This is a genomic window from Alteromonas sp. I10, assembly GCF_003201515.1.
GTDB classification, from domain to species: Bacteria; Pseudomonadota; Gammaproteobacteria; order Enterobacterales; family Alteromonadaceae; genus Alteromonas; species Alteromonas macleodii.
On record NZ_QJJN01000003.1, the window covers coordinates 370,374 to 389,978 of the forward strand.

15 protein-coding genes and 1 riboswitch are annotated in these 19,605 nt (G+C 45.0%); of the genes, 5 read left to right on the forward strand and 10 right to left on the reverse strand.

The window, feature by feature from the left end; translation table 11 throughout:
* Positions 1–120: 120 nt before the first annotated feature.
* Positions 121–492, reverse strand: a complete 372-nt coding sequence (locus tag BZA03_RS08455) for a hypothetical protein (RefSeq protein ID WP_014948251.1) — start codon at positions 490–492, stop codon at positions 121–123.
* A gap of 480 nt (positions 493–972) precedes the next feature.
* On the opposite strand from BZA03_RS08455, the gene ccoG reads away from it, so the two are divergent.
* The 5 genes from ccoG to BZA03_RS08480 all read left to right on the forward strand — a co-directional run bounded on the left by ccoG (position 973) and on the right by BZA03_RS08480 (position 7,383).
* Positions 973–2,403 carry a cytochrome c oxidase accessory protein CcoG gene (gene ccoG / locus BZA03_RS08460; RefSeq protein WP_014975671.1) on the forward strand — a complete coding sequence of 477 codons (1,431 nt, stop codon included), beginning with the start codon at positions 973–975 and terminating at the stop codon, positions 2,401–2,403.
* On the forward strand, positions 2,400–3,383 hold the full coding sequence (locus tag BZA03_RS08465) for a serine/threonine protein kinase (protein ID WP_110288509.1): 984 nt from the start codon (positions 2,400–2,402) through the stop codon (positions 3,381–3,383). The genes ccoG and BZA03_RS08465 overlap by 4 nt, the downstream gene beginning before the upstream one ends.
* Positions 3,384–3,502: 119 nt before the next feature.
* A riboswitch (cobalamin riboswitch) is annotated at positions 3,503–3,755 on the forward strand.
* 88 nt (positions 3,756–3,843) lie between these two features.
* A complete protein-coding gene (locus BZA03_RS08470; RefSeq protein ID WP_258364611.1) occupies positions 3,844–5,766 on the forward strand; it encodes a TonB-dependent siderophore receptor in 1,923 nt (640 codons plus the stop codon).
* A gap of 308 nt (positions 5,767–6,074) precedes the next feature.
* Positions 6,075–6,707, forward strand: a complete 633-nt coding sequence (locus BZA03_RS08475; RefSeq protein ID WP_014948248.1) for a thiol:disulfide interchange protein DsbA/DsbL — start codon at positions 6,075–6,077, stop codon at positions 6,705–6,707.
* Positions 6,708–6,792: 85 nt separating this feature from the next.
* Positions 6,793–7,383, forward strand: a complete 591-nt coding sequence (locus BZA03_RS08480) for an HD family hydrolase (RefSeq protein WP_014948247.1) — start codon at positions 6,793–6,795, stop codon at positions 7,381–7,383.
* Between the two features lie 58 nt (positions 7,384–7,441).
* Here BZA03_RS08480 and BZA03_RS08485 read toward each other — a convergent pair whose 3' ends face one another.
* From BZA03_RS08485 to cobA, 9 genes are all read right to left on the reverse strand, one after another.
* The gene (locus BZA03_RS08485; protein ID WP_110288511.1) at positions 7,442–8,662 is read right to left on the reverse strand and encodes an alginate export family protein; all 1,221 of its coding nucleotides are present in this window, start codon (positions 8,660–8,662) and stop codon (positions 7,442–7,444) included.
* A 129-nt stretch (positions 8,663–8,791) separates the two neighbouring features.
* Positions 8,792–9,694 (reverse strand): ABC transporter ATP-binding protein, encoded by a 903-nt coding sequence (locus BZA03_RS08490; RefSeq protein ID WP_014975666.1) that lies wholly within the window; start codon positions 9,692–9,694, stop codon positions 8,792–8,794.
* A gap of 16 nt (positions 9,695–9,710) precedes the next feature.
* Positions 9,711–10,706, reverse strand: coding sequence for an ABC transporter permease (locus tag BZA03_RS08495; protein WP_014948244.1), 996 nt, complete (start codon positions 10,704–10,706; stop codon positions 9,711–9,713).
* 88 nt (positions 10,707–10,794) lie between these two features.
* On the reverse strand, positions 10,795–12,204 hold the full coding sequence (locus BZA03_RS08500; RefSeq protein WP_014948243.1) for a CmpA/NrtA family ABC transporter substrate-binding protein: 1,410 nt from the start codon (positions 12,202–12,204) through the stop codon (positions 10,795–10,797).
* Positions 12,205–12,775: 571 nt separating this feature from the next.
* Positions 12,776–14,092: a methyl-accepting chemotaxis protein gene (locus BZA03_RS08505; RefSeq protein WP_075175961.1), complete on the reverse strand. Its 1,317-nt coding sequence runs from the start codon at positions 14,090–14,092 to the stop codon at positions 12,776–12,778.
* 284 nt (positions 14,093–14,376) lie between these two features.
* Positions 14,377–15,975: a GGDEF domain-containing protein gene (locus BZA03_RS08510; RefSeq protein ID WP_014948241.1), complete on the reverse strand. Its 1,599-nt coding sequence runs from the start codon at positions 15,973–15,975 to the stop codon at positions 14,377–14,379.
* A 4-nt stretch (positions 15,976–15,979) separates the two neighbouring features.
* Complete coding sequence (locus BZA03_RS08515; RefSeq protein ID WP_110288512.1) at positions 15,980–17,497, reverse strand: bifunctional UDP-sugar hydrolase/5'-nucleotidase; 1,518 nt, start codon at positions 17,495–17,497, stop codon at positions 15,980–15,982.
* 145 nt (positions 17,498–17,642) lie between these two features.
* The gene (locus tag BZA03_RS08520) at positions 17,643–18,629 is read right to left on the reverse strand and encodes a glycosyl transferase family protein (protein ID WP_110288513.1); all 987 of its coding nucleotides are present in this window, start codon (positions 18,627–18,629) and stop codon (positions 17,643–17,645) included.
* Complete coding sequence (cobA, locus tag BZA03_RS08525) at positions 18,613–19,596, reverse strand: uroporphyrinogen-III C-methyltransferase (RefSeq protein ID WP_110288514.1); 984 nt, start codon at positions 19,594–19,596, stop codon at positions 18,613–18,615. Before cobA ends, BZA03_RS08520 begins: the two co-directional genes overlap by 17 nt.
* Positions 19,597–19,605 lie beyond the last annotated feature (9 nt).

The window sequence follows — 19,605 nt, forward strand, 5'->3', positions numbered from 1 at the left end:
TATGCTCCTAAATTCAGTCGTTTAAACTATGAGTTAGCAAGACATTTAGAGAAAGCTTAGCATGCAGCAATTGTCGGCTTTTATATCAGCTTTACATTTAACCAGCCTTGTTAAAATTGGCTAGTCTCGCTTTGCTACTTGCATAACTGACGACTGTTTAATGATTAGGCATAGTTGAACGCGTTTAGTTCCCGTAAAGTTGGGGTTTATATCGTCCTTTTCACAATAGGTGTGATAAAAACGTTTAACGCTTGCGCTATCAGCGGTGATTTGCTGAACATATGTTTGCTGGTAAGGCTTTAAGGGACTCAGCTGGATATTAATTTTATCTTGTAAACTACGCAGTTCTTCTCGCTCCGGTAAGGTGGCAATTGAAACTAGCCATTCAGAAAGCGAGTTCTGGATATCTTCAAAGAGATACTGAACAAAAGGAGACCGCAGCACAATTACCAAAACAATAATTTCAGCAGCGATGATAAAGAACCTTAACATGACTTCTCAGCTAACTTTGACAGACGTTTACTACAAATAGCGCCAATTTTTTAGCACCTTTCTCACTATGTGCTCAACTACACTTTGCCAATTTACACTTTCACAATGCTCACTGTACACGATTCAAACGGTAATTGACCACATTATTATCGACGATAATAGGGTCATATCGGTTTACCTGTAAATACAGCAAACTATACTCATGTATAGTAGGTAAAGCCTAATCGTCGATGTTGGGCATCAAATGGCATCTGGCCGTTATATTAATCCTCATTATTCACGTAGCTGTATTTAACTATTTACAAAGTTACATAGACTGAGGAAATCAAAACAAAAAACGACTTATGTTCTGAAGTTTCAGTATTGACTGAAACTTTAAAAAGATACACCATACGCCGCATTATTGATCTACATTAAATATGACGTTTTGAACGCAGTTATACTGCACAGGCAGTTCGTTACGTCACATAAGGTTAAGCTATGAATGAACAAATACCGGTAAAGACCGTTACACCGGTAAAAGTACATAAACCCAAAGGTGGACCTGAGGGTAAACGCCACGACTCTCGTAGCCGTATTTATGTGCGGGCTGTACAAGGCCCTCTGGAGACGTTTAGACGCATGTTTGGCCTTTTCTTTTTGGGCCTCTTTGCCATCATTCCATGGATTCAGTACAACGGGCATCAAGCCGTGCTACTCGATATTGGTGAGCAGCGATTTACTATATTCTCTCTAACCTTATGGCCTCAAGATCTCACTTTACTGGCCTATATATTTATTGTTTCCGCCTTTGCGCTGTTCTTCGTCACCACTTTCGCTGGTCGAGTGTGGTGTGGATTTATGTGTCCTCAAACAACGTGGGTATACATTTATACGTGGTTCGAAGAGAAATTCGAAGGCCCGCGCAACAAGCGTATAGCGCTAGATGCACGCAAAATGGATGCAGATAAATTTTTGCGTAAAACAGCTAAGCACACCGCTTGGGTATTGGTAGCGCTGTTAACGGCTTTAACCTTCGTTGGCTACTTTACGCCAATTGATGAACTGTTTATCGATTTTGTAACATTTAACACCAGCTTCTGGGCAGGTTTATCGGTTATTTTCTTTGCCGTATGTACGTACGGAAACGCTGGCTACATGCGCGAAATCATGTGCACGCACATATGCCCGTATGCGCGTTTTCAGTCTGCCATGTTCGACAAAGACACGTTTACTGTATCGTACGATGCAAAGCGTGGAGAGCAACGCGGCCCGCGACCACGCAAACTTAGTCACGAGCAAGTAAAAGAAAAAGGGTTAGGCGACTGTATAGACTGCAACCTGTGTGTTCAGGTATGCCCAACCGGTATCGATATTCGAAATGGCTTACAATACGAATGCATCAACTGCGGCGCCTGTGTTGATGCGTGTAACGGTGTTATGGATAAAATGGGTTATCCTAAAGGCCTGATAAGCTTTACCTCTGAAGAAGAACTAGCTGGCGGTAAGACTCATATTTTACGTCCAAAGTTAATTGGTTACTTTGTAGTTTTAGTGGTGATGATAGGCTTGCTGTTTGCCAATATTTGGATGCGCAGCCCAACCGAAGTTGACATTATCCGCGACAGAAACTCGCTATACCGCGAAACGAATGAAGGGCTAATTGAGAACGTTTATACAATAAAAGTACTTAACAAAACTCAGCAAACCCAAACCTACTCTATTGCTGTAAAAGGTTTGCCTGACTACAAGTACATTGGTGAGCAAACTGTAACAGTTGAAGGCGGTGCGGTGTATAGCACGCCAATTTCAGTTGCAACTGACGCCTATAATCTGGAAGATACGGTTACCGATATTTTTATCAGTGTAACCACCACTATTGATGGGGAAACGGTTACCGTTGATGAGCCAACTAAGTTCCTTTATCGATGACAGATTTTTCATTCTCTGGGCTTAGCCCAGACACCATATTAGATGCCCTGGAAAGTCAGGGCATTTTTCTTCAAAGCGGTTTGCTAGCACTAAATAGTTATGAAAACCGCGTCTATCAGTTTTTGGCTGAAGACGGTCAGCGCTATGTAGCAAAATTCTATCGCCCAGGTCGATGGACCGACGCTCAAGTTCTTGAAGAACACGCGTTTGCTGCAGAGCTAATCGATAACGAAATTCCATTGGCTGCGCCCATTTCTCTCAATGGCAGCACGCTGCATCACCACACCGTGGCCGAAACTGACTATCGATTTGCGTTATTTCCTTCGGTGGGCGGTAGACAATTCGAAAGTGACAACCTTGATCAACTCGAATGGATGGGGCGTTTCATTGGCCGTATTCACCGCGTGGCCCATGCTAAAGGGTTTGCACATCGTCCCTCGATTGATATTGAAAGTTACCTCGATGAACCGAAGCAGGTGCTTATGCAAAGCACACTGCTGCCAGAGCATCTAAAGACAGCATTTTTTGCCATACTTAACCCCGTTATTGATGCCACGAAAAAAGCGTATAAGCCAACATCGAGTATTCGGCTTCACGGTGACTGCCACCCAGGCAATATACTGTGGCGCGATGGCCCTACCTTCGTTGATTTAGATGATTGCCGCATGGGCCCTGCTATCCAAGATTTGTGGATGATGCTAAGCGGCGACCGCCAACAACAACTATTGCAGCTCGATACTTTGGTTGAAGCATACGAGGAGTTTCACCCGTTTGACACTGCACAGTTGCCACTTATTGAGCCCCTCCGCGCTATGCGAATGGTGCATTACATGGCATGGCTTTCACGACGCTGGGAAGACCCTGCTTTTCCGCGGGCATTTCCTTGGTTTGCTGAAGACAAATACTGGGAAGGCCAAATACTTGCTCTGAAAGAACAGCTATCGGCCCTTCAAGAGCCTCCACTGAAATTAGGATATTGAGCCAGCCCCTTTACTGCTGAAAAAACGCTTTTTCGATGACCGTTGCCGATAATCTTATGGCGGTTACGAAAAAGCGTAAGGTATAAGAAACCGTATTCGCTATCACTTTTTAACTTAGATATAATCGACAGTGTGTAGGTGCTCTTGTCTAGCTCTATATTAACTACGGCGACAAGGGTTAAACGGGAAATCAGTGAAAAACTGATGCTGCCCCCGCAACGGTAAACTCAACGCGTTGTCGTTTTCTTTTCATACGCCACTGTCTTTTATGCGTTACGTATTAAACGCCATTAGATGGGAAGGCAAAAGAGCTATTACATTTTTAGTAATGGTGAGTAAGCCCGGATACCGGCCTGTACTTCATGGTGTCGTTTGCTTGCTCACATCCATAATTAAGCAATGCGTGCACTTTCCCTAATCATGTGCTCGGGTGGAGCGCATCAAAGACAACATAAAAACCATGCGTACACATTTTACTAAAGCAGCCCTTAGCGCTGCAGTTATTTCGTGCTTAAGCACACCTGCCTTTGCTCAAACTTCTGACCAAGATATTGAAACTTTAACAGTAACAGGCACGCGTTTGCCTATTTCGCTAACCAAACTTCCTGGTTCAGTATCGGTGCTAACTGAAAGCGACATTAAAGCTTCGGGCGCACTTCAACTTACCGATCTAATTCGCGGCCTACCTGGCGTTAGCTTGTCTCAGTCAGGCAGTCCTGGTGGCTTAACAGAGCTGCGCGTGCGCGGCGGTGAAACCAACCATCTACTTGTTTTAATTGATGGCGTTGTTGCCAACGACGTAGGCCAAGGAAGTCTGGTTGACCTTGCTCACTTAACTAGCGCAAACGTGGTGCGCATAGAACTTCTTCGAGGCCCGCAGAGCGCAAGATGGGGCAGCGGCGCTATCGGTGGTGTATTGAGCATTACTACGAAATCAGGCCAGTTTGCCGATAATGCGTCACACGTAGACTTCTCTGCTGGCGTTGGCACACAAGGTACGTTGCAGGGCAGCATGAACGCGCGCTCGCAAAGCGATAACGTAGGTATTTCTGCATACGCCAGCTACATACGTACCGACGGTGACAACGTATCTCGTGTTGGTAACGAAGATGATGGCTACGACAACATGACCGCTGGCATTAATATTAATTATGCCGCAACGTCGGAGCATACGTTAATAGCTAACCTTCGCACGGTTCAGTACGAGAACGATTACGACGGCACTGATTTTGTGACGACAGGCCTTCCTGCTGACTCAGATAACGTGACGGATGGTTCACAAATTAGCGCGAAATTAAGATGGGAATTTGCTCCGGAAAATACAGGTTATCGCTCAGCGCTAAGTGCGCATTATCGCAAAGACGATAACGATAACACTGAGTCAGGTGCAGACACTGGCGGTACCACTGGTGAGCGCATAGAGTTAAACTGGACAGGTTTCTATACCATGGATAACTGGGATTTTGCTGGCGGTGTTGAATACCTACAGCGCCTTTTTACCCAGCGCGGCCCAATTGCATTTGGCGATCCGAACCAGAAGCAGCACGACAATACTTATAGCGTATTTGCCGAGACAAATGGCCAGCTAACCGAGTCGCTAACCGCAACACTAAGCGCACGATTTGACAACAACAGTGAGTTCGACAATGCCGTTAGTTATCGCGGTGGCCTTACATGGCAGCTTAACGATTACTACGCTGTTTTTACCAGCTATGGTAAAGCTGTTAAAACACCCACCTTCACCGAGCGCTTTGGCTACTTCCCTGCAAGCTTCATCGGCAACCCAAACTTAGAACCTGAAACCAGTGAAGAATGGGAAATAGGCGTTAAGGCAAACTGGAAATCACTGTCTGCACAAATCAGCGCATACACTACCGACCTTGAAGATGAAATCAATGGCTTCGTATTTGTGTCAGATTTGGGTGCATATAGTGCCGATAATATCGACGGTGAAAGCTCGCGAGAAGGTATTGATCTAGAAATTAACTGGGACAGTGGCTATGGTGATTTTACCGCAGCGTATAGTTATCTAGATGCGGAACAAACCGACAATGGTATAACAACCACTGAACTGCGTCGTGCCCGTCACCAAGGCTCATTAACCTACAACACTGACTTTGGAACGGAGAAGTTCAGCTTTTACACCAAGCTAGCTTACACAGGGAGTCATTACGACACCTTCTTCCCTCCTTTCCCTGAACCGTCTCAGACTCTGGCGCTGTCAGCCTATACGCTTGCAACCGTTAATTTAGGCTATCAAATAGATAAGCAGTGGCAGGTCTCGTTGAAGGTCGACAATGTATTTGATACTGATTATGAAGACATTGTAGGTTATGCTGGCCAAGAGCGTCGCGCTCTACTTTCAGTTAACTACAGCATGTAAGTGATGTAACGTTAATGAACCTTCTGTTGAGCATTGCTTAAAGGCAAAACTCAACGTGAAATCAACAAACAATAAAGGGCTATACATGGTTATAGCCCTTTTTCTTTGAGTTTCTGTTAGGGCCTGATGATTCAGACTCTGTTCATCATGCGTATATAAAATACTGCATTTACCTAAACCTTGAATCGCGTTTTTTAGTGAGCTTATCGCGTAGTAAGGCATTGAAGTAGAACAGGTCCTAGTTAAGCGAACAAGCCTGTGATAATCTCGGTATCGATAATAGTTTTTTGAACATAGGATTATATTCCATGAAAAAGTTTGCAGTAATGTTTGTCATGGCAATGCTTTTGCCACTAACAGCATGCGCTCAGGAGCCAGCGTCTAAATGGAAAGAAGGTACGCACTATACTGTGCTTGATAAAGAAGCCACAGATAAGCCTGTTATTACTGAGTACTTCTCATTTTGGTGCCCTCACTGCTTCCAGTTCGAACCAATCGTTGCGCAAATTAAAGAAAAGAAAAGCGACGGTACGAAATTCAATAAGGTGCACGTAAACTTTATGCGTTTTACTGGACCTGAAGTTCAAGACGATGCAACTAAAGCCATGCTAATTGCGCGCGCTATGAAGCAAGAAGACGCGATGAACGGCGCTATTTTTAACTATATCCACAAGCAACGTGCATCTATCACTGGCTTGAAAGACCTTCGCAATATCTTCGTTGTGAACGGAGTAGACGGTGAAGAGTTTGACAAAATGGCCAAAAGCTTCGGCGTAAATAGCATGGTGCGCAAGAATCAACAGCAAATTGACGAGTATCGTGAGCACCTAACTGGTGTGCCAAGCTTTATTATCAACGGTAAATATCAGCCTACTTTCACTGCTGACATGACCTTCGACGACATCGCTGACCTAATCGTGTGGCTATCTGAGCAAAAATAATTTGGCTAATAACCAATACACTCGTTAGACCTTGAATAATTAAATGGGCGCTCAGGCGCCCATTTTTACGCCTTGGAGCATCCCAATGTATGCAGTAAGTGACTTTGCTGACTTTATCTGTGAACTTGACCAGCTAAAAGCAGTTAAGCGCCAGATCACCCTCCCCTGTGATAACTATCGACAGGAAAACTCCGCAGAGCACAGCTGGCATGTTGCATTAATGGCAAATATGCTAAGCGAATATGCGGCTAAACCTATAGACGTGACCCGCGTTATTCGCATGATCCTTATTCACGATATTGTGGAAATTGATGCTGGCGACATGTTTGCTTTCAATCATCAAACAGATCACGACGCACAAGCCGAGAAAGAAGTAGCTGCCGCTAAGCGCATTTTTGGTTTATTGCCGAGTCCACTTAGTAGTGAAATGCTCGATTTATGGCTTGAGTTTGAAGCAGCTGAAACCGCCGATGCAGAATTTGCAAAATCAATGGACCGCGTACTTCCCGTATTTCAAAATATGAAAGACAACGGAGGAAGCTGGAAGCGTCACGGTATTGCAAGGGAGAAAATTGAGAAGCGTAATGCTCACCTTAAATCTTGCGCACCGGCTTTATGGGACTACGTTATGCAGCAGCTTGATGTGGCCGTTGAAAAAGGCTGGCTAAGTCAGTAACGACTCAGCCAGACCTGTAGTATTAATTACAACATAACGTTGTAATAGTGGATTGCAATTAGAAGCGTGTACCAATCCACATCCAGAAGCGATTGGTATCCACCTTTATATCTCCCGCATCGTAAGTACCATACTTAATGCCAAAATTGTACTTACCTGCAAACTTCTTCGTATACTGTACATTAATTTCGCTGCCTAAGTCGTCAGCACCGTTACTGCTGTCGTCAGCGCTGAAATCGTGGTAAGCCAAAAGCCATTTACCACCGGCTAGCCCACCTGATAGAGATAACTTAAGATCTTTTAAGCCCTGTGCTGGCGTGCCCAAGAACTGATCAGTCCAACCGTTGAATTTGTGCAGCGTAGCTAGCGGCGTTGCAAACCCGTACAACCCATCGTCAGAACCTAGTATTTCGTAATCGACCTTAGCCGTCACGCCAGAAAACGTGGCTGCGACATACGCATTTAAATAAGAGGCGTCAAAGTCGGTGGCCGTTTCGCCCGCGCCAGCTTCGCTTGATTGCGTGGCAAACTCACCACCGTAAGCCCAACTCACGCTCTCACCTTTCATCTTTCCATCGTAGCTCACGCCATACGTGTCCAACGCGTTATCCGTGTCGTTGTCCACCTCTAAAAGGTAAGCGTAGGCCACAAACTTGCCAATTTTAGATGTATAAGAAGCATGAAGAATATGATCTTTAGAATCTAAATCTGCCGCCTCAGCAAAAATGCGGTTGCGTTTGTAAAGATAGCTATAGAACAGCTCTAAATTGTCTGTTGCCGCATATTTAGTGCTTACGGCATCAAAGGTCTGGCGGTCTTGTCGCCAGCCAACGTGGCCAACAAATCGATGGTCATCCAACGTAATCACTTGTCGCCCTACTCTGGCGGTAAAGTTATCCGCCTTATACTGAATAAAAGCTTGATCAACTTCGGTAGTTTCAGGATCGGCAATGACCGAATACTCACCTACGTTAAAGCCAGTAGGCCCCACAGTAAACTCATCTTGCCCAAGTACAATACGACTATCTTCAACCTCAGCGGTAAATGAGAAACCATTAACGCTACCCGAACTAAACCCTAGACGCGTACGCAAAGTCAGTGCACTTGCGTCTTCTAACGCATTGTCTTGATCAACAGCTTCGTAGCGTAAATTCAGATCCGCCCATGCCTTTGAATCGCTTAATGCGCTGTGAATGTCAGCGGCCATTACGCTTCCACCTAATACTGTCAAAACAGATGCTGTTAGCATCTTAATGCCAAAGTTTTTTAACGTGTTCATGTGTATTCCCTATCGGTATCGATTTTTATTAGTCAACACTTACCCAGCCAGCAGTAGAATGCTGGTTAAAAGTGATGGTTTTGGTTAGTTGGCGGAAAAGGCTTCCGCCCTAGTCAGGTGCCGATAAAGCTAGGCGGCATCTGACTTCTTAGCGTCTTTTTTTTCAGATGACACCCCGCTGGGTTTTGCTAGCTGTTGTGAATGTTTGTTAGTTGTAGGCGCTTGGTTGGCGCGTGACGAAACGGTTTCAACCTTCTTTTGTTTGTCGTAAAGGAAAGTTAAGACTTCATGTCTGTAGTGGTTGTACTGCTTGTTATCTGCAAGTGCTAATCTATCTCGCGGACGCGGCAACTCAATATCAAGAATTTCGCCAATGGTGGCTGCCGGGCCGTTATTCATCATAACAATACGGTCTGATAGCAATACCGCTTCATCCACATCATGAGTAATCATGATAACCGTGTTACCCAAATCAGCATGAATTTCCATTAGTGAGTCTTGAAGATGAGCGCGAGTTAGGGCGTCTAGCGCACCGAACGGTTCATCCATTAGCAGCACTTTTGGCTCCATTGCCAACGCTCGTGCAATGCCCACTCGCTGTTTCATACCACCTGATATTTCACTGGGTAATTTATCAAGGGCGTGGGTCATGTGCACAAGCTCTAGGTTGTGCATGATCCAGTCACGCATCTCGTTTTTACTCTTGCCTCGCATGGTCGATTTTACGGCTAGCTCAACATTCTTGTATACCGTAAGCCAAGGTAATAAAGAATGGTTTTGAAAGACTACTGCGCGTTCAGGTCCAGGCTGCTTCACTTCTGCGCCATCTAAAATTACGCCGCCGGTAGTAGCTTGGTGCAAACCTGCGACGATATTCAGCACCGTTGATTTACCGCAGCCCGAATGGCCAATTAACGACACAAATTCACCTTTGCTGATTTTAAGATTTACATCTTGAAGCGCAGTAAATGGCCCCTTCGGTGTGGGGAAGTCGATACCCACCTGCTCTAACTCTAAGTGTTTAGTGTGCATAAAATTCTCCTCAAAATTAGCGTAGTACGCTCGACTTGTCCCAGCTTACAGCGCGCTGAATCGATAACATTAGGCGGTCTAGTACAAAGCCAATAGCGCCAATGGTGAGCACTGCTACCATGATCCTGGCTAGCGACTCCGAACTTCCGTTTTGGAATTCATCCCACACAAACTTTCCTAGACCTGGGTTTTGGGCAAGCATTTCTGCCGCAATCAGTACCATCCAGCCAATACCAAGCGACAATCTAAGTCCTGTAAAAATCATGGGGATAGAAGATGGAAGTACTATTTTGGTGAGATGAGCAAACGGCGTAAGGCGCAATACCTTACTTACGTTGATTAGGTCCTTATCAATATTTGATACGCCTACTGCGGTGTTAATAAGGGTTGGCCATAAACAACAAAGCGAAACCGTAAAGGCAGAGGTCACGAATGATTTAGAAAAGGCCGGATCATCGCTGACATAGAGGGCACTTACCACCATAGTCACCAGCGGCAGCCATGCCAATGGAGACACTGGCTTAAATAACTGGATAAGTGGATTTATTGCGGTGTAAGCAGATTTACTTAGACCACATAATATACCCACGGGAACCGCCACGACTGATGCAATTAAGAATCCAACCATAACGGTGTAAAGGCTTGTCCATATCTGATCAAAGAAGGTTGGCGCACCGGTGAATTCTCTAATTTTTGGCTGATAAGTAGGGTCCTGCGCTACACGCGCTGCATTTCTTGCTTCTTGACGTTGATAGAAAGCGTCCGCTTTTTCACGCTGTGCAATATGTTCGTCAATTAACGCACCGGCTTGCTCAAAAACTTGTGCAGGCCCTGGGAACTGCCCCAGCGACGTGTCGATACTTTTTGCTACACCATTCCAAATGGCCAAAAACATCAGCAAGCCAATAACAGGCAGCAGCAACGCAGGCGTGGATTGATATAAACGGCTCAACAAAGAGTTGGCGTTTGACGGCGACGATGGAAGGCGAAGAATGGTTGTCATCTTGCTCATTGCTTGCTCCTGACACTTGATGTGCGCTTTTGCGCTGTTTATGCCCCGCCCTAGTTAGAACTGAAGGCAGGGCCATTAAATCAGACACTTACAGTACAGTGTCACCCTTCAGACCAATCTTAAATTGCTCTAAGTAAGCGTTAGGCTTGCTTCCGTCAAACGTCACGCCATCAATGAATTCGCTCTGAGGCGGCTTGTAGCCCGTTTCCGTCCCAAACTCTGGAAAGTCAGACGCCTTAGCTTTACCTTCGGCAATCAACGCTTTAGCAGCCTGAGCATAGACCTCTGGTTTATAAACTTTTTTGGCTGTCTCTTTATACCAATCGTCAGACTTAGCCTCTGAAATTTGACCCCAGCGGCGCATTTGTGTGAGGTACCAAATAGCATCACTGTAGTATGGGTAAGTGGCGTTGTAGCGGAAGAACACATTAAAATCAGGCACGTCGCGCTTGTCACCTTTTTCGTATTCGAAAGTGCCTGTCATGCTGTTAGCCAGTACGTCTTCATCTGCACCTACGTAGTTACTTTTAGCAAGAATCTTTACCGCTTCAGGACGGTTAGCATTGTCGTTTTCATCCAGCCACATTGCCGCTCGAATTAGGGCTTTAACCACGCGAATGTGCGTATTAGGATATTTGTCAGCCCAGCCCTGGCTTACGCCGAACACTTTTTCAGGGTTATTTTTCCAAATTTCGTAGTCGGTGATCACAGGTACACCAATACCTTTAAACACTGCCTGTTGATTCCATGGCTCGCCTACGCAGTAGCCATAGATGGTGCCGGCTTCCATCGTCGCTGGCATTTGCGGTGGAGGGGTGACTGACAGCAGTGCCTGAGCGTCTATTTGGCCCGCAGTATCGCCTTTATGCGGCGCATAATATCCAGGGTGAATTCCACCTGCCGCAAGCCAATAGCGTAACTCGTAGTTGTGTGTAGAAACTGGAAATACCATTCCCATGTTGAACGGCTTTCCAGCGTTGCGGTATTCATCAACCACTGGCTTTAAATAATCAGCTTTAATAGGATGAACTGGCTTGCCATTTTCCTGTGGAATATGGGCCTTCATTTTGTCCCAAATTTCATTAGAAACGGTAATTCCATTACCATTGAGGTCCATACTGAACGCTGTTACCACATGCGATTCCGTGCCGAAGCCAATGGTTGCACCAAGGGGCTGGCCAGCCAGCATATGAGCGCCATCTAATTGGCCGTCGATTACGCGATCAAGCAGCACTTTCCAGTTAGCTTGTGCTTCCAATGTAACGTAGAGGCCCTCATCTTCAAAAAAGCCTTTTTCGTACGCCACAGCAAGCGGTGCCATATCAGTGAGCTTGATAAAACCAAACTTAAGTTCTTCCTTCTCAGGCCAGCCTACCGCTGGCGCTTGTGCTGCCACACTCGCAGAAAAACTTGCTACAGAGACGGCAAGTGCTGCACATACTCCAGCACTCGCCGTTCGAAAGCGTTTTAGCAGTGATGTTGTCTTTAACCCAGTCATACGTGTTCCTCGTAGCCAAAAAAAAACCCACCAGCGTACGACGTTTAACCGTCGAGCATGGTGGGCTTCGTTGCCGTGTTTGTAATATCGGAGTTCTTACAAACGCATCAAGTTGTTAATGGTAAGTCAGGAATTCCCGCTCACACACCTCATCTTTAAGGGAGGTTTATTAAAAGCTTTAGCTTATAAAACCATCTTTATTTTTTATTATTATGCACTTGCCATAAATGCCGGAGATGATGATGCTTCCTTACCGTTCTCCGCTGAATCCTATTTGTTTACCCTATGGTAAGTGTTGTGCACTCCACTCTGCCATCGCATTTGTGTTTGCACCCGTTGCTTTGTACAGCAACGTTGTTGTTGCACGGATTAATTAGCACCCATCGTGCCAGAAATGTAAGCCATTAAAATTTATGAACATTTACACTATTAAGGTAAGAGAAAAGTGAGAATGAATTCGTTTTGGTGCACCAAAACAGGGGGGGTGTTCAACCTTGGTGCGCGAAAGCAGATACCAAGGTTGAACAAATATGGCCAATGACTAAAGCTGTCTGATTGTGTCGCTAATTTTCTAGAGGCGTTTAGTAAATTGCCCGATAGCGTTTACCACTTCATTGGCACCGCTTTGGATTTCGCTCATTGCTTTGCCTGACTGCGTTGAATACTCTAAGGCTTCGCGCGCTTTTTCCTGACCCGCTTCAATTAACTGAACTGCATTTTCTGTTAACTTTCTGTTTTCTACGACAACGTTTACGATTTCTTCAGTTGCGCTACTGGTTCGCGACGCTAGCTGCCTGACTTCATCGGCTACTACCGCGAAACCACGCCCTTGATCTCCTGCACGTGCAGCTTCAATAGCAGCGTTAAGCGCCAATAAATTAGTTTGGTCGGCAATTCCGCTAATACTTTTAACCAAGTCCGCAACTTTTTGGGATTGCTCATCAAGGTCCTTAATACCTTCACTCGCATTACCCATCTGTTTCGTTAATTCGTTCATCGCCTTAACCGTAGAATCGAGCACTTGGTTTCCCTTACGTGCTTGCTCTCCAGTTTCTTGCGAAATATTGAATGCAACGTTGGCGGCTTCAGAAATGGCGAACTCCCGCTTCATTTGCTCTGTAATTACCGTTGCAAATTTCACTACTTTATAAAGCTGACCATCTTCGTTTCTGATGGGGTTATATGACGCTTCTAGCCACACTTCATTCCCTCGGCTATCAATGCGTTTGTAGCGTCCAGATTCTAACTGTCCTTGCGCTAGCCCACGCCAAAACTGTTTGTATTCTTCCGAGTTCGCCTCTTGCTCTGTGCAAAAGATCCTATGATGCTTTCCAACTATTTGCTCCAGCTTGTAGCCCGTGCCTTTCAAAAAGTTTTCGTTGGCTTTTATGATGGTGCCATCAAGGTTGAACTCAATAACAGCAGAAGAGCGATGAAGCGCGGCAATCATATCTCTAAGCTCATTACTGTAAGAAATATTGCGCGTTTGCTCTGCCATATAGAAAGAAATACACTTCACATTTCCATAGGCGTCATCTATGGGCTGTATGATTCCTCTTACCCAAATCTCATGGCCTTTTGCATTATTGAAGCTAACTGCGCCATGCCAATGACGATGATTTTTAACAGCGCCTAGCATATCTTGAACGTCCGATTTCTTAAGCGATTTCGGGTCCATTAGGCTTTCAAGGGACTTCCCTTCTAGCTCTGAAATCTTAAATCCTGTTGCTTGAGTACATAGATCATTAATTGCACGTATACGTCCATCTGCATTCAACTCAATGTACAACATTTCTTCACGAAGCTCTTCCTTAACCGTTTGATATGCCGCCAGTTCCTTTTCCAAACGTTGGTTTTCGGCTATCAACTCTTTATTTTTGAAAAACATCCTGCGCTCCTAATGAACTTCGTTTCACGCATTATTTATCAGCCGACTTAGCTCATAACGAAGCCACCCTGACAAAATAGGCACTGGCGTATCACACTGAAATACGGTTAGTTGTCTGAAACGATAAGCTAGTTTTTGTTGGTTTTGATTAAAGATAGCAGAGGAAATGAAGTTTATTGATGTTTCACACAAATAAAACTGAAGTTTTTTTGTTCAATAAAGATTAGAGATAGCCCAGTTTGGGGATTGACATAAACCCGCCTCTTTTTACTATACAAAAATACTCATGGCAGCGATGAAAACACGCAGCGATTCCGGCCGCCCGTTTTGGCGTCGTACAAAGCTTTATCAGCGGTATTAAGGATCGAAGTTAACGTCCAGTTGTGGTGATTAACGAAATTGACCGTTGCAACGCCTAAACTTGCGGTAATTACGGGTGAAACTGTGCTCTTGCTGTGCTCTATCCCTAATGATTCTATCGCATCTCGAATCTCTTCAGCTTTCACCTTCGCGCCTTTCTCATCGGTATTGGGCAAAATCGCTACGAACTCCTCACCACCGTATCGAGCACAAAAATCAGTGTTACGGGTAATGACTTCATTAAGCCCAATAGCGACGGCTTTCAGGCATTCATCCCCTTTAGGGTGACCATAATTGTCATTGTAAAGTTTGAAACTATCGACATCCAAGATAACTACCGTCAACGGCCAGTCATACCGTTTTGACATCGCTATTACCTTTTCCATTTCCATTTCAAATGCCCGTCGGTTTGGGATGTTAGTCAGCGGATCGCTAAGTGACAAACGAATCAATTCGGTTTCTTGGCTCTTCACTCTCTCAAAATACAGTGCGAAGGTTTTAGCCAGGCGAGATATCTCGTCACTGCCTTCGAAGCTTGCTACTTCTTCACTATTTTTTTCAACCAAGTTGGTTAAAGCAATTAAACGCAGAATAATACGTTTGTAGATATAGAAGATGATGGCGCAACAAATAATCATCACAATTAATGAAAGTGCCAATGACAGGGTTATTTGTTTGGACACAGCTTGGTTGGCAGACAATGCGTAAAAAGAGGTGTCTTTTGTGATTGAAGATGCTCTAAACTCAATATTTGACGCGACTTCTTCAGCCAAGTGCTCAACAAAACTGCCTCGCCCTCTTGAACGTCCACGAATGCGCATGACATTAGCTTGTTTATCAATCATGCCCCATTTACCTAATACCCCCTCCTCTAGCGCACTTACCAGTTCGCTGCTGCGCTTGTCGAGCGTTGTCGCCTCACGCAAGGAAGCGATGCTTTCTTCAATATTGTCCTCTAACTTGCGTAACTCATGCAGTTGGAACTGCTGATTTATTTGGGCAATTTGTAATATCAGAGGAACCAGCGTTTGAGAAGATTGAATACCAACATACTGCGATTTATTGTCTTCAAAAATATTGTTTAAGTAAGTAAATAGTACTTCCCTTTCCACCCGCACTTCTTTTTCGACATCAATCCGCTGACGCACTAATGCGTTTAGTTCTTCTATTTCTAATGTAAGTACATTCAGCTGCGTCGCTAAGTACTTGTCTCCTTGCTCAAGCTTCAAATTGGAGGAATCCAAGCGCTCTATCGTTTCATCCAACTGGGTTTTGACGATACGCCGAGACGATTGGCTCTCAGACGATGTCAATCGCGCAGTAAGTGAAATTAAGTGCTGAACTTCACGCGTAATTTCAGTAGCTTGGCTAAGAGTGGGGATAGAAGACGAGGTGATATCGTCAAGCACTTTTCGCACGTCATTTAAACGCAGCAGCGACAAAACCAGTATCAAAAGAAAAAATCCCATCACACTGCATTGTGCAATGATAAACAGATACAAGGTCTTTTTCTTATGCTGCATCTGATCAACCGCCTTTTGCCATATTTATTATGCGGTTATCAGTTTTAGGCTTTATATCGTATTGATTGACGATGGCCTGCATCACAAGGTCTGATATTTGAGGGGGACGTGTACTCAAGGCCGGACGCTTTTCGGTATTCTTTAACGCATAGAAACCGTCTCCGCCATTAGCCAGAAAGTTACTTGTAGCCAGCGAATAGGTTTTCGACTTAACTATTCGCTTTCCATTAATGGTGACATTTTTTACTCGTTGAAGCACTTTCGCTGAAGGGTCGAAACTATAAGACATACCCGATACATGAGGAAAACCGCCTTTTAAATTTTGATATTGCGAAAGCCCCTCTTCCAGAGCTTGAATTAACTGAGCGCCAGTTATATCTAAAGCCACAACATGCGCTCGAAACGGCATTTCGGTGACAATATCTTGCCGAGTAATTGGTGTACCTGCCGTATATTGTTTGTTGCCTCGGATACTGCCTCCGTTTATCAAGGCAATTTCAGTATTGGCATAGCGTTTAATGGTATCCGCGACAAAGTTTACAAAAGGGTTCTCTTCACTTCTCACTTCTTTGCGCGCAGTCGAAACGGCAATCTTCCATTCGCCAATTTGGATATTTAACAACCGCTTTAGGCGCGCTTCATACTCAATGAGTTGCTCGTTTAACTCAGCATCAGCCTCTATATCTTCTAACGGCTGTTCTATATACGACGTTGCTTGCCACCCAGCATTTTTCACAAAACTAGCAACGACAGCGGTGCCCTGCTGCGTAAGTACCATGCTATTAGGATGACGCGTAGTTTCGAGCAAACTTTTTTCGTCCAAGCGACTGTCTGTTATGAAAGCGACATCAATAATACGTTTGTTCAGCATGGTATTAATAAAAGGGAACGGGTAGGAATAGTGCAGCAAAATAATATCTGCGCCTTGCTGTCGCAATCTTTTAGACTCCTCCATGATGGCTTTTTGAGGAGGCGTTATAGCAATATCAGATAATTGGTACTCTTCTATCACTCTCTCATGTAAAACTGATATAACACCAAGAGTTAATTCTTCTTTTTCTACAATCACAGAAGTGTGCAGGCCATCTGGGGAACGCCCCACCCGGTTGTCTATTACGTTGCTGGCTACCAATGGAAAGGCTGCTTCATAAGAACGAAGAGATAATTCATCCTCATAGAAACTAAATTCTCTCTTTGTGACCCCCATCACATCTGGCTCAAGGGAATTGAGAATATCAATAATGTGGGAGCCACGGTCAAACGAGGATAGCGCGCTCGGCCCAATCGAGCCGCCGCCGAAAATGAAGAAGACGGTTTCACTAATTTGCCGCTGTTGTTTTACGAGGGTTTGAAGATTAGCGTAACGCCCTGTGCGTGCGTCGCTAATATTAGGCATATCTGCGGTTAGTACGAAAGTTACGCTAGAGGTTGTGACCTGTTCTCGATTTTCAGATACAGCATAACCTGCTCGAAATAAGAGCGACAGGCTAGCTAAAAATACGAGCCATTGCGTGATTCGCATAACACCACTTAAGGAAAACTTGTTAATACTATTAACAAGTATAGCAACGATTAAGTCAATGCGACGATTGGCTATTTTTCCTTAAAAAGAAGGGCTTTATATCAAGCAATATAGATAATTGCCCGCTCAGAAAACGCAGGTGACCTTAAAATGGCGTTGCGCTTTTATCGCGCTGTGCCCAAAGATGCCTTGCCTGCGACAAGGCATCTGCAACATCACACTTTTGTAGCAGTACCAAATAGCTGGCAAGTGTGCTTAAGATGGCTTGTTCACCGTAAAGGCTATTCGCGTTACCCGCCCACACATCAAGCATGTCGTTAACGTTCATGTCTTTATCTTTAAGCGCCCATTTGTCAGCAACCACCGGCATTATTACTTCTTCGGTCTCACCATTTCGAGTAATAAATAGCTCAGTTTCCCGCTCACCATTAACTTCAGGATCTCCGCCATCACCACGAAAGCAAAGCGCATCTATAGATGGATAATTTTCATTAACGCGGCAGTGTTTGTGGTCAAGATGCATATGGTAAACGCCCTGTACGCAAAATTGTGCAGCGGTGGGATTCAACAACCTTGCGAGGGTGTTAGCGCATGAACGCAGGCCAAATACCTCACGAAGCTTAATAATTGTGTCGAGCGCAGGCAGCAAATAAGACAAATCAAGGTAAGTCACCCCTTTATCCGTTAACTGCTGTTTGGCGTCTGCAATACTGCTAACTTCAGGTAGGCCCAATTGAGGTAACGCTATACTTGCATAAAGGCGCCCCGAACCCGGTTCATGAGCACCGTGAAGCATGACCGAGTAACCATTGTTGGTTAGTACCGCTACGGCCAATAAGTACCACGGTAACTGGCGACGCTTTCCCGCGTAGCAGCCAATATCTAACGTGGGGGTGAGAGTTTTAACTTCTGGCTCTATCAGCTCTCTGCATGCATCGACAAAGCCAATAACTTCTTCTGGTGTTTCTTCACGGGTACGCAGCAACATAAGAAATGCGCCGCGTTGATCGCCTGTTACTTCATTGGCCAATACCATTTTCATGGCATGATAAGCCTCGTCACGGGTAAGGCTACGCCCCCCTTTTTGACCCTTGCCAATAATTTTTATGTATTCACTAAATGGTTGCTGCATGCTTGGATGAATGTAGTAGAAGAGTATTTACCTGTTGACGAGACTCTACCACCTTTCCAAATATAAGTAACGTAGGCCCCGTTAAATTTGCTGCTTCTACCTTGCTATGAATATCGGCAAGCACGCCAGTAATCACGTGCTGTTCGGGCGAAGTGGCATTTTCAATTGCCGCTACTGGCCATGTGGTTGGCACGTTGTGATGAATCAAGCCTTTGCATAGCCCTTCAAGTCGGCTTAGCCCCATATAAACCACCATGGTTTGCTTCAATACATTTTGCGCCATGGGTGCCATCTCTGGCCATTGATCCACGTCCTTAAAATGTGCGGTCATAAAACTCACCGACTGAGCACAACGCCTGTCGGTTAAAGGGATCCCCGTATAGGCTGACACACCCGATGCTGCCGTAATACCAGGAACAATAGCAAAAGGAATGTTGGCTTTTGTGAGTGCATCGGTTTCTTCGCAGGTTCTTGCAAATAGGGCTGGGTCACCGCCTTTTAACCGTACGACAGTGTGACCGTTGCTTGCCAATTCAACCACTCGCTTGCATATAGCGTCTTGGGTAAAGCTATGCTTTTTGCAGCGTTTCCCTACATATTCTTTCACCACTTTAGAGGGAATTAGCGCGAGAATATCTTCGCTGACTAAGGCGTCGAACAGCACGACATCGGCTTGTTGCAGAAGACGAAACGCTTTTAACGTAAGTAACTCGGCATCACCAGGGCCAGCACCGACGATGAATACCTGCCCTTGTTTATGACCTTCAGTTTGCCTGTTTGCTAACTTCAACCACTTGCCAAAGTATGAATGCTTAGCTGGAGCTTTTGGATTATCGGAGCGCTGGCGCGTCGTCACGGTCGTGACCGAGGTAGAAATAGCATCGCGATAAAAGAGGTTTAACAAAGGTTTCTGCGGTTTAAATAAGGTGCGCAAAAACGGTAACGACCAACTAGATGCAATTGACATGATTTAACG

Excerpts from the sequence above, each read along its gene's own strand:
- BZA03_RS08455 (WP_014948251.1), bottom strand. The coding sequence starts at position 492 with ATGTTAAGGTTCTTTATCATCGCTGCTGAAATTATTGTTTTGGTAATT.
- ccoG (WP_014975671.1), top strand. The coding sequence starts at position 973 with ATGAATGAACAAATACCGGTAAAGACCGTTACACCGGTAAAAGTACAT.
- BZA03_RS08465 (WP_110288509.1), top strand. The coding sequence starts at position 2,400 with ATGACAGATTTTTCATTCTCTGGGCTTAGCCCAGACACCATATTAGAT.
- BZA03_RS08470 (WP_258364611.1), top strand. The coding sequence starts at position 3,844 with ATGCGTACACATTTTACTAAAGCAGCCCTTAGCGCTGCAGTTATTTCG.
- BZA03_RS08475 (WP_014948248.1), top strand. The coding sequence starts at position 6,075 with ATGAAAAAGTTTGCAGTAATGTTTGTCATGGCAATGCTTTTGCCACTA.
- BZA03_RS08480 (WP_014948247.1), top strand. The coding sequence starts at position 6,793 with ATGTATGCAGTAAGTGACTTTGCTGACTTTATCTGTGAACTTGACCAG.
- BZA03_RS08485 (WP_110288511.1), bottom strand. The coding sequence starts at position 8,662 with ATGAACACGTTAAAAAACTTTGGCATTAAGATGCTAACAGCATCTGTT.
- BZA03_RS08490 (WP_014975666.1), bottom strand. The coding sequence starts at position 9,694 with ATGCACACTAAACACTTAGAGTTAGAGCAGGTGGGTATCGACTTCCCC.
- BZA03_RS08495 (WP_014948244.1), bottom strand. The coding sequence starts at position 10,706 with ATGAGCAAGATGACAACCATTCTTCGCCTTCCATCGTCGCCGTCAAAC.
- BZA03_RS08500 (WP_014948243.1), bottom strand. The coding sequence starts at position 12,204 with ATGACTGGGTTAAAGACAACATCACTGCTAAAACGCTTTCGAACGGCG.
- BZA03_RS08505 (WP_075175961.1), bottom strand. The coding sequence starts at position 14,092 with ATGTTTTTCAAAAATAAAGAGTTGATAGCCGAAAACCAACGTTTGGAA.
- BZA03_RS08510 (WP_014948241.1), bottom strand. The coding sequence starts at position 15,975 with ATGCAGCATAAGAAAAAGACCTTGTATCTGTTTATCATTGCACAATGC.
- BZA03_RS08515 (WP_110288512.1), bottom strand. The coding sequence starts at position 17,497 with ATGCGAATCACGCAATGGCTCGTATTTTTAGCTAGCCTGTCGCTCTTA.
- BZA03_RS08520 (WP_110288513.1), bottom strand. The coding sequence starts at position 18,629 with ATGCAGCAACCATTTAGTGAATACATAAAAATTATTGGCAAGGGTCAA.
- cobA (WP_110288514.1), bottom strand. The coding sequence starts at position 19,596 with ATGTCAATTGCATCTAGTTGGTCGTTACCGTTTTTGCGCACCTTATTT.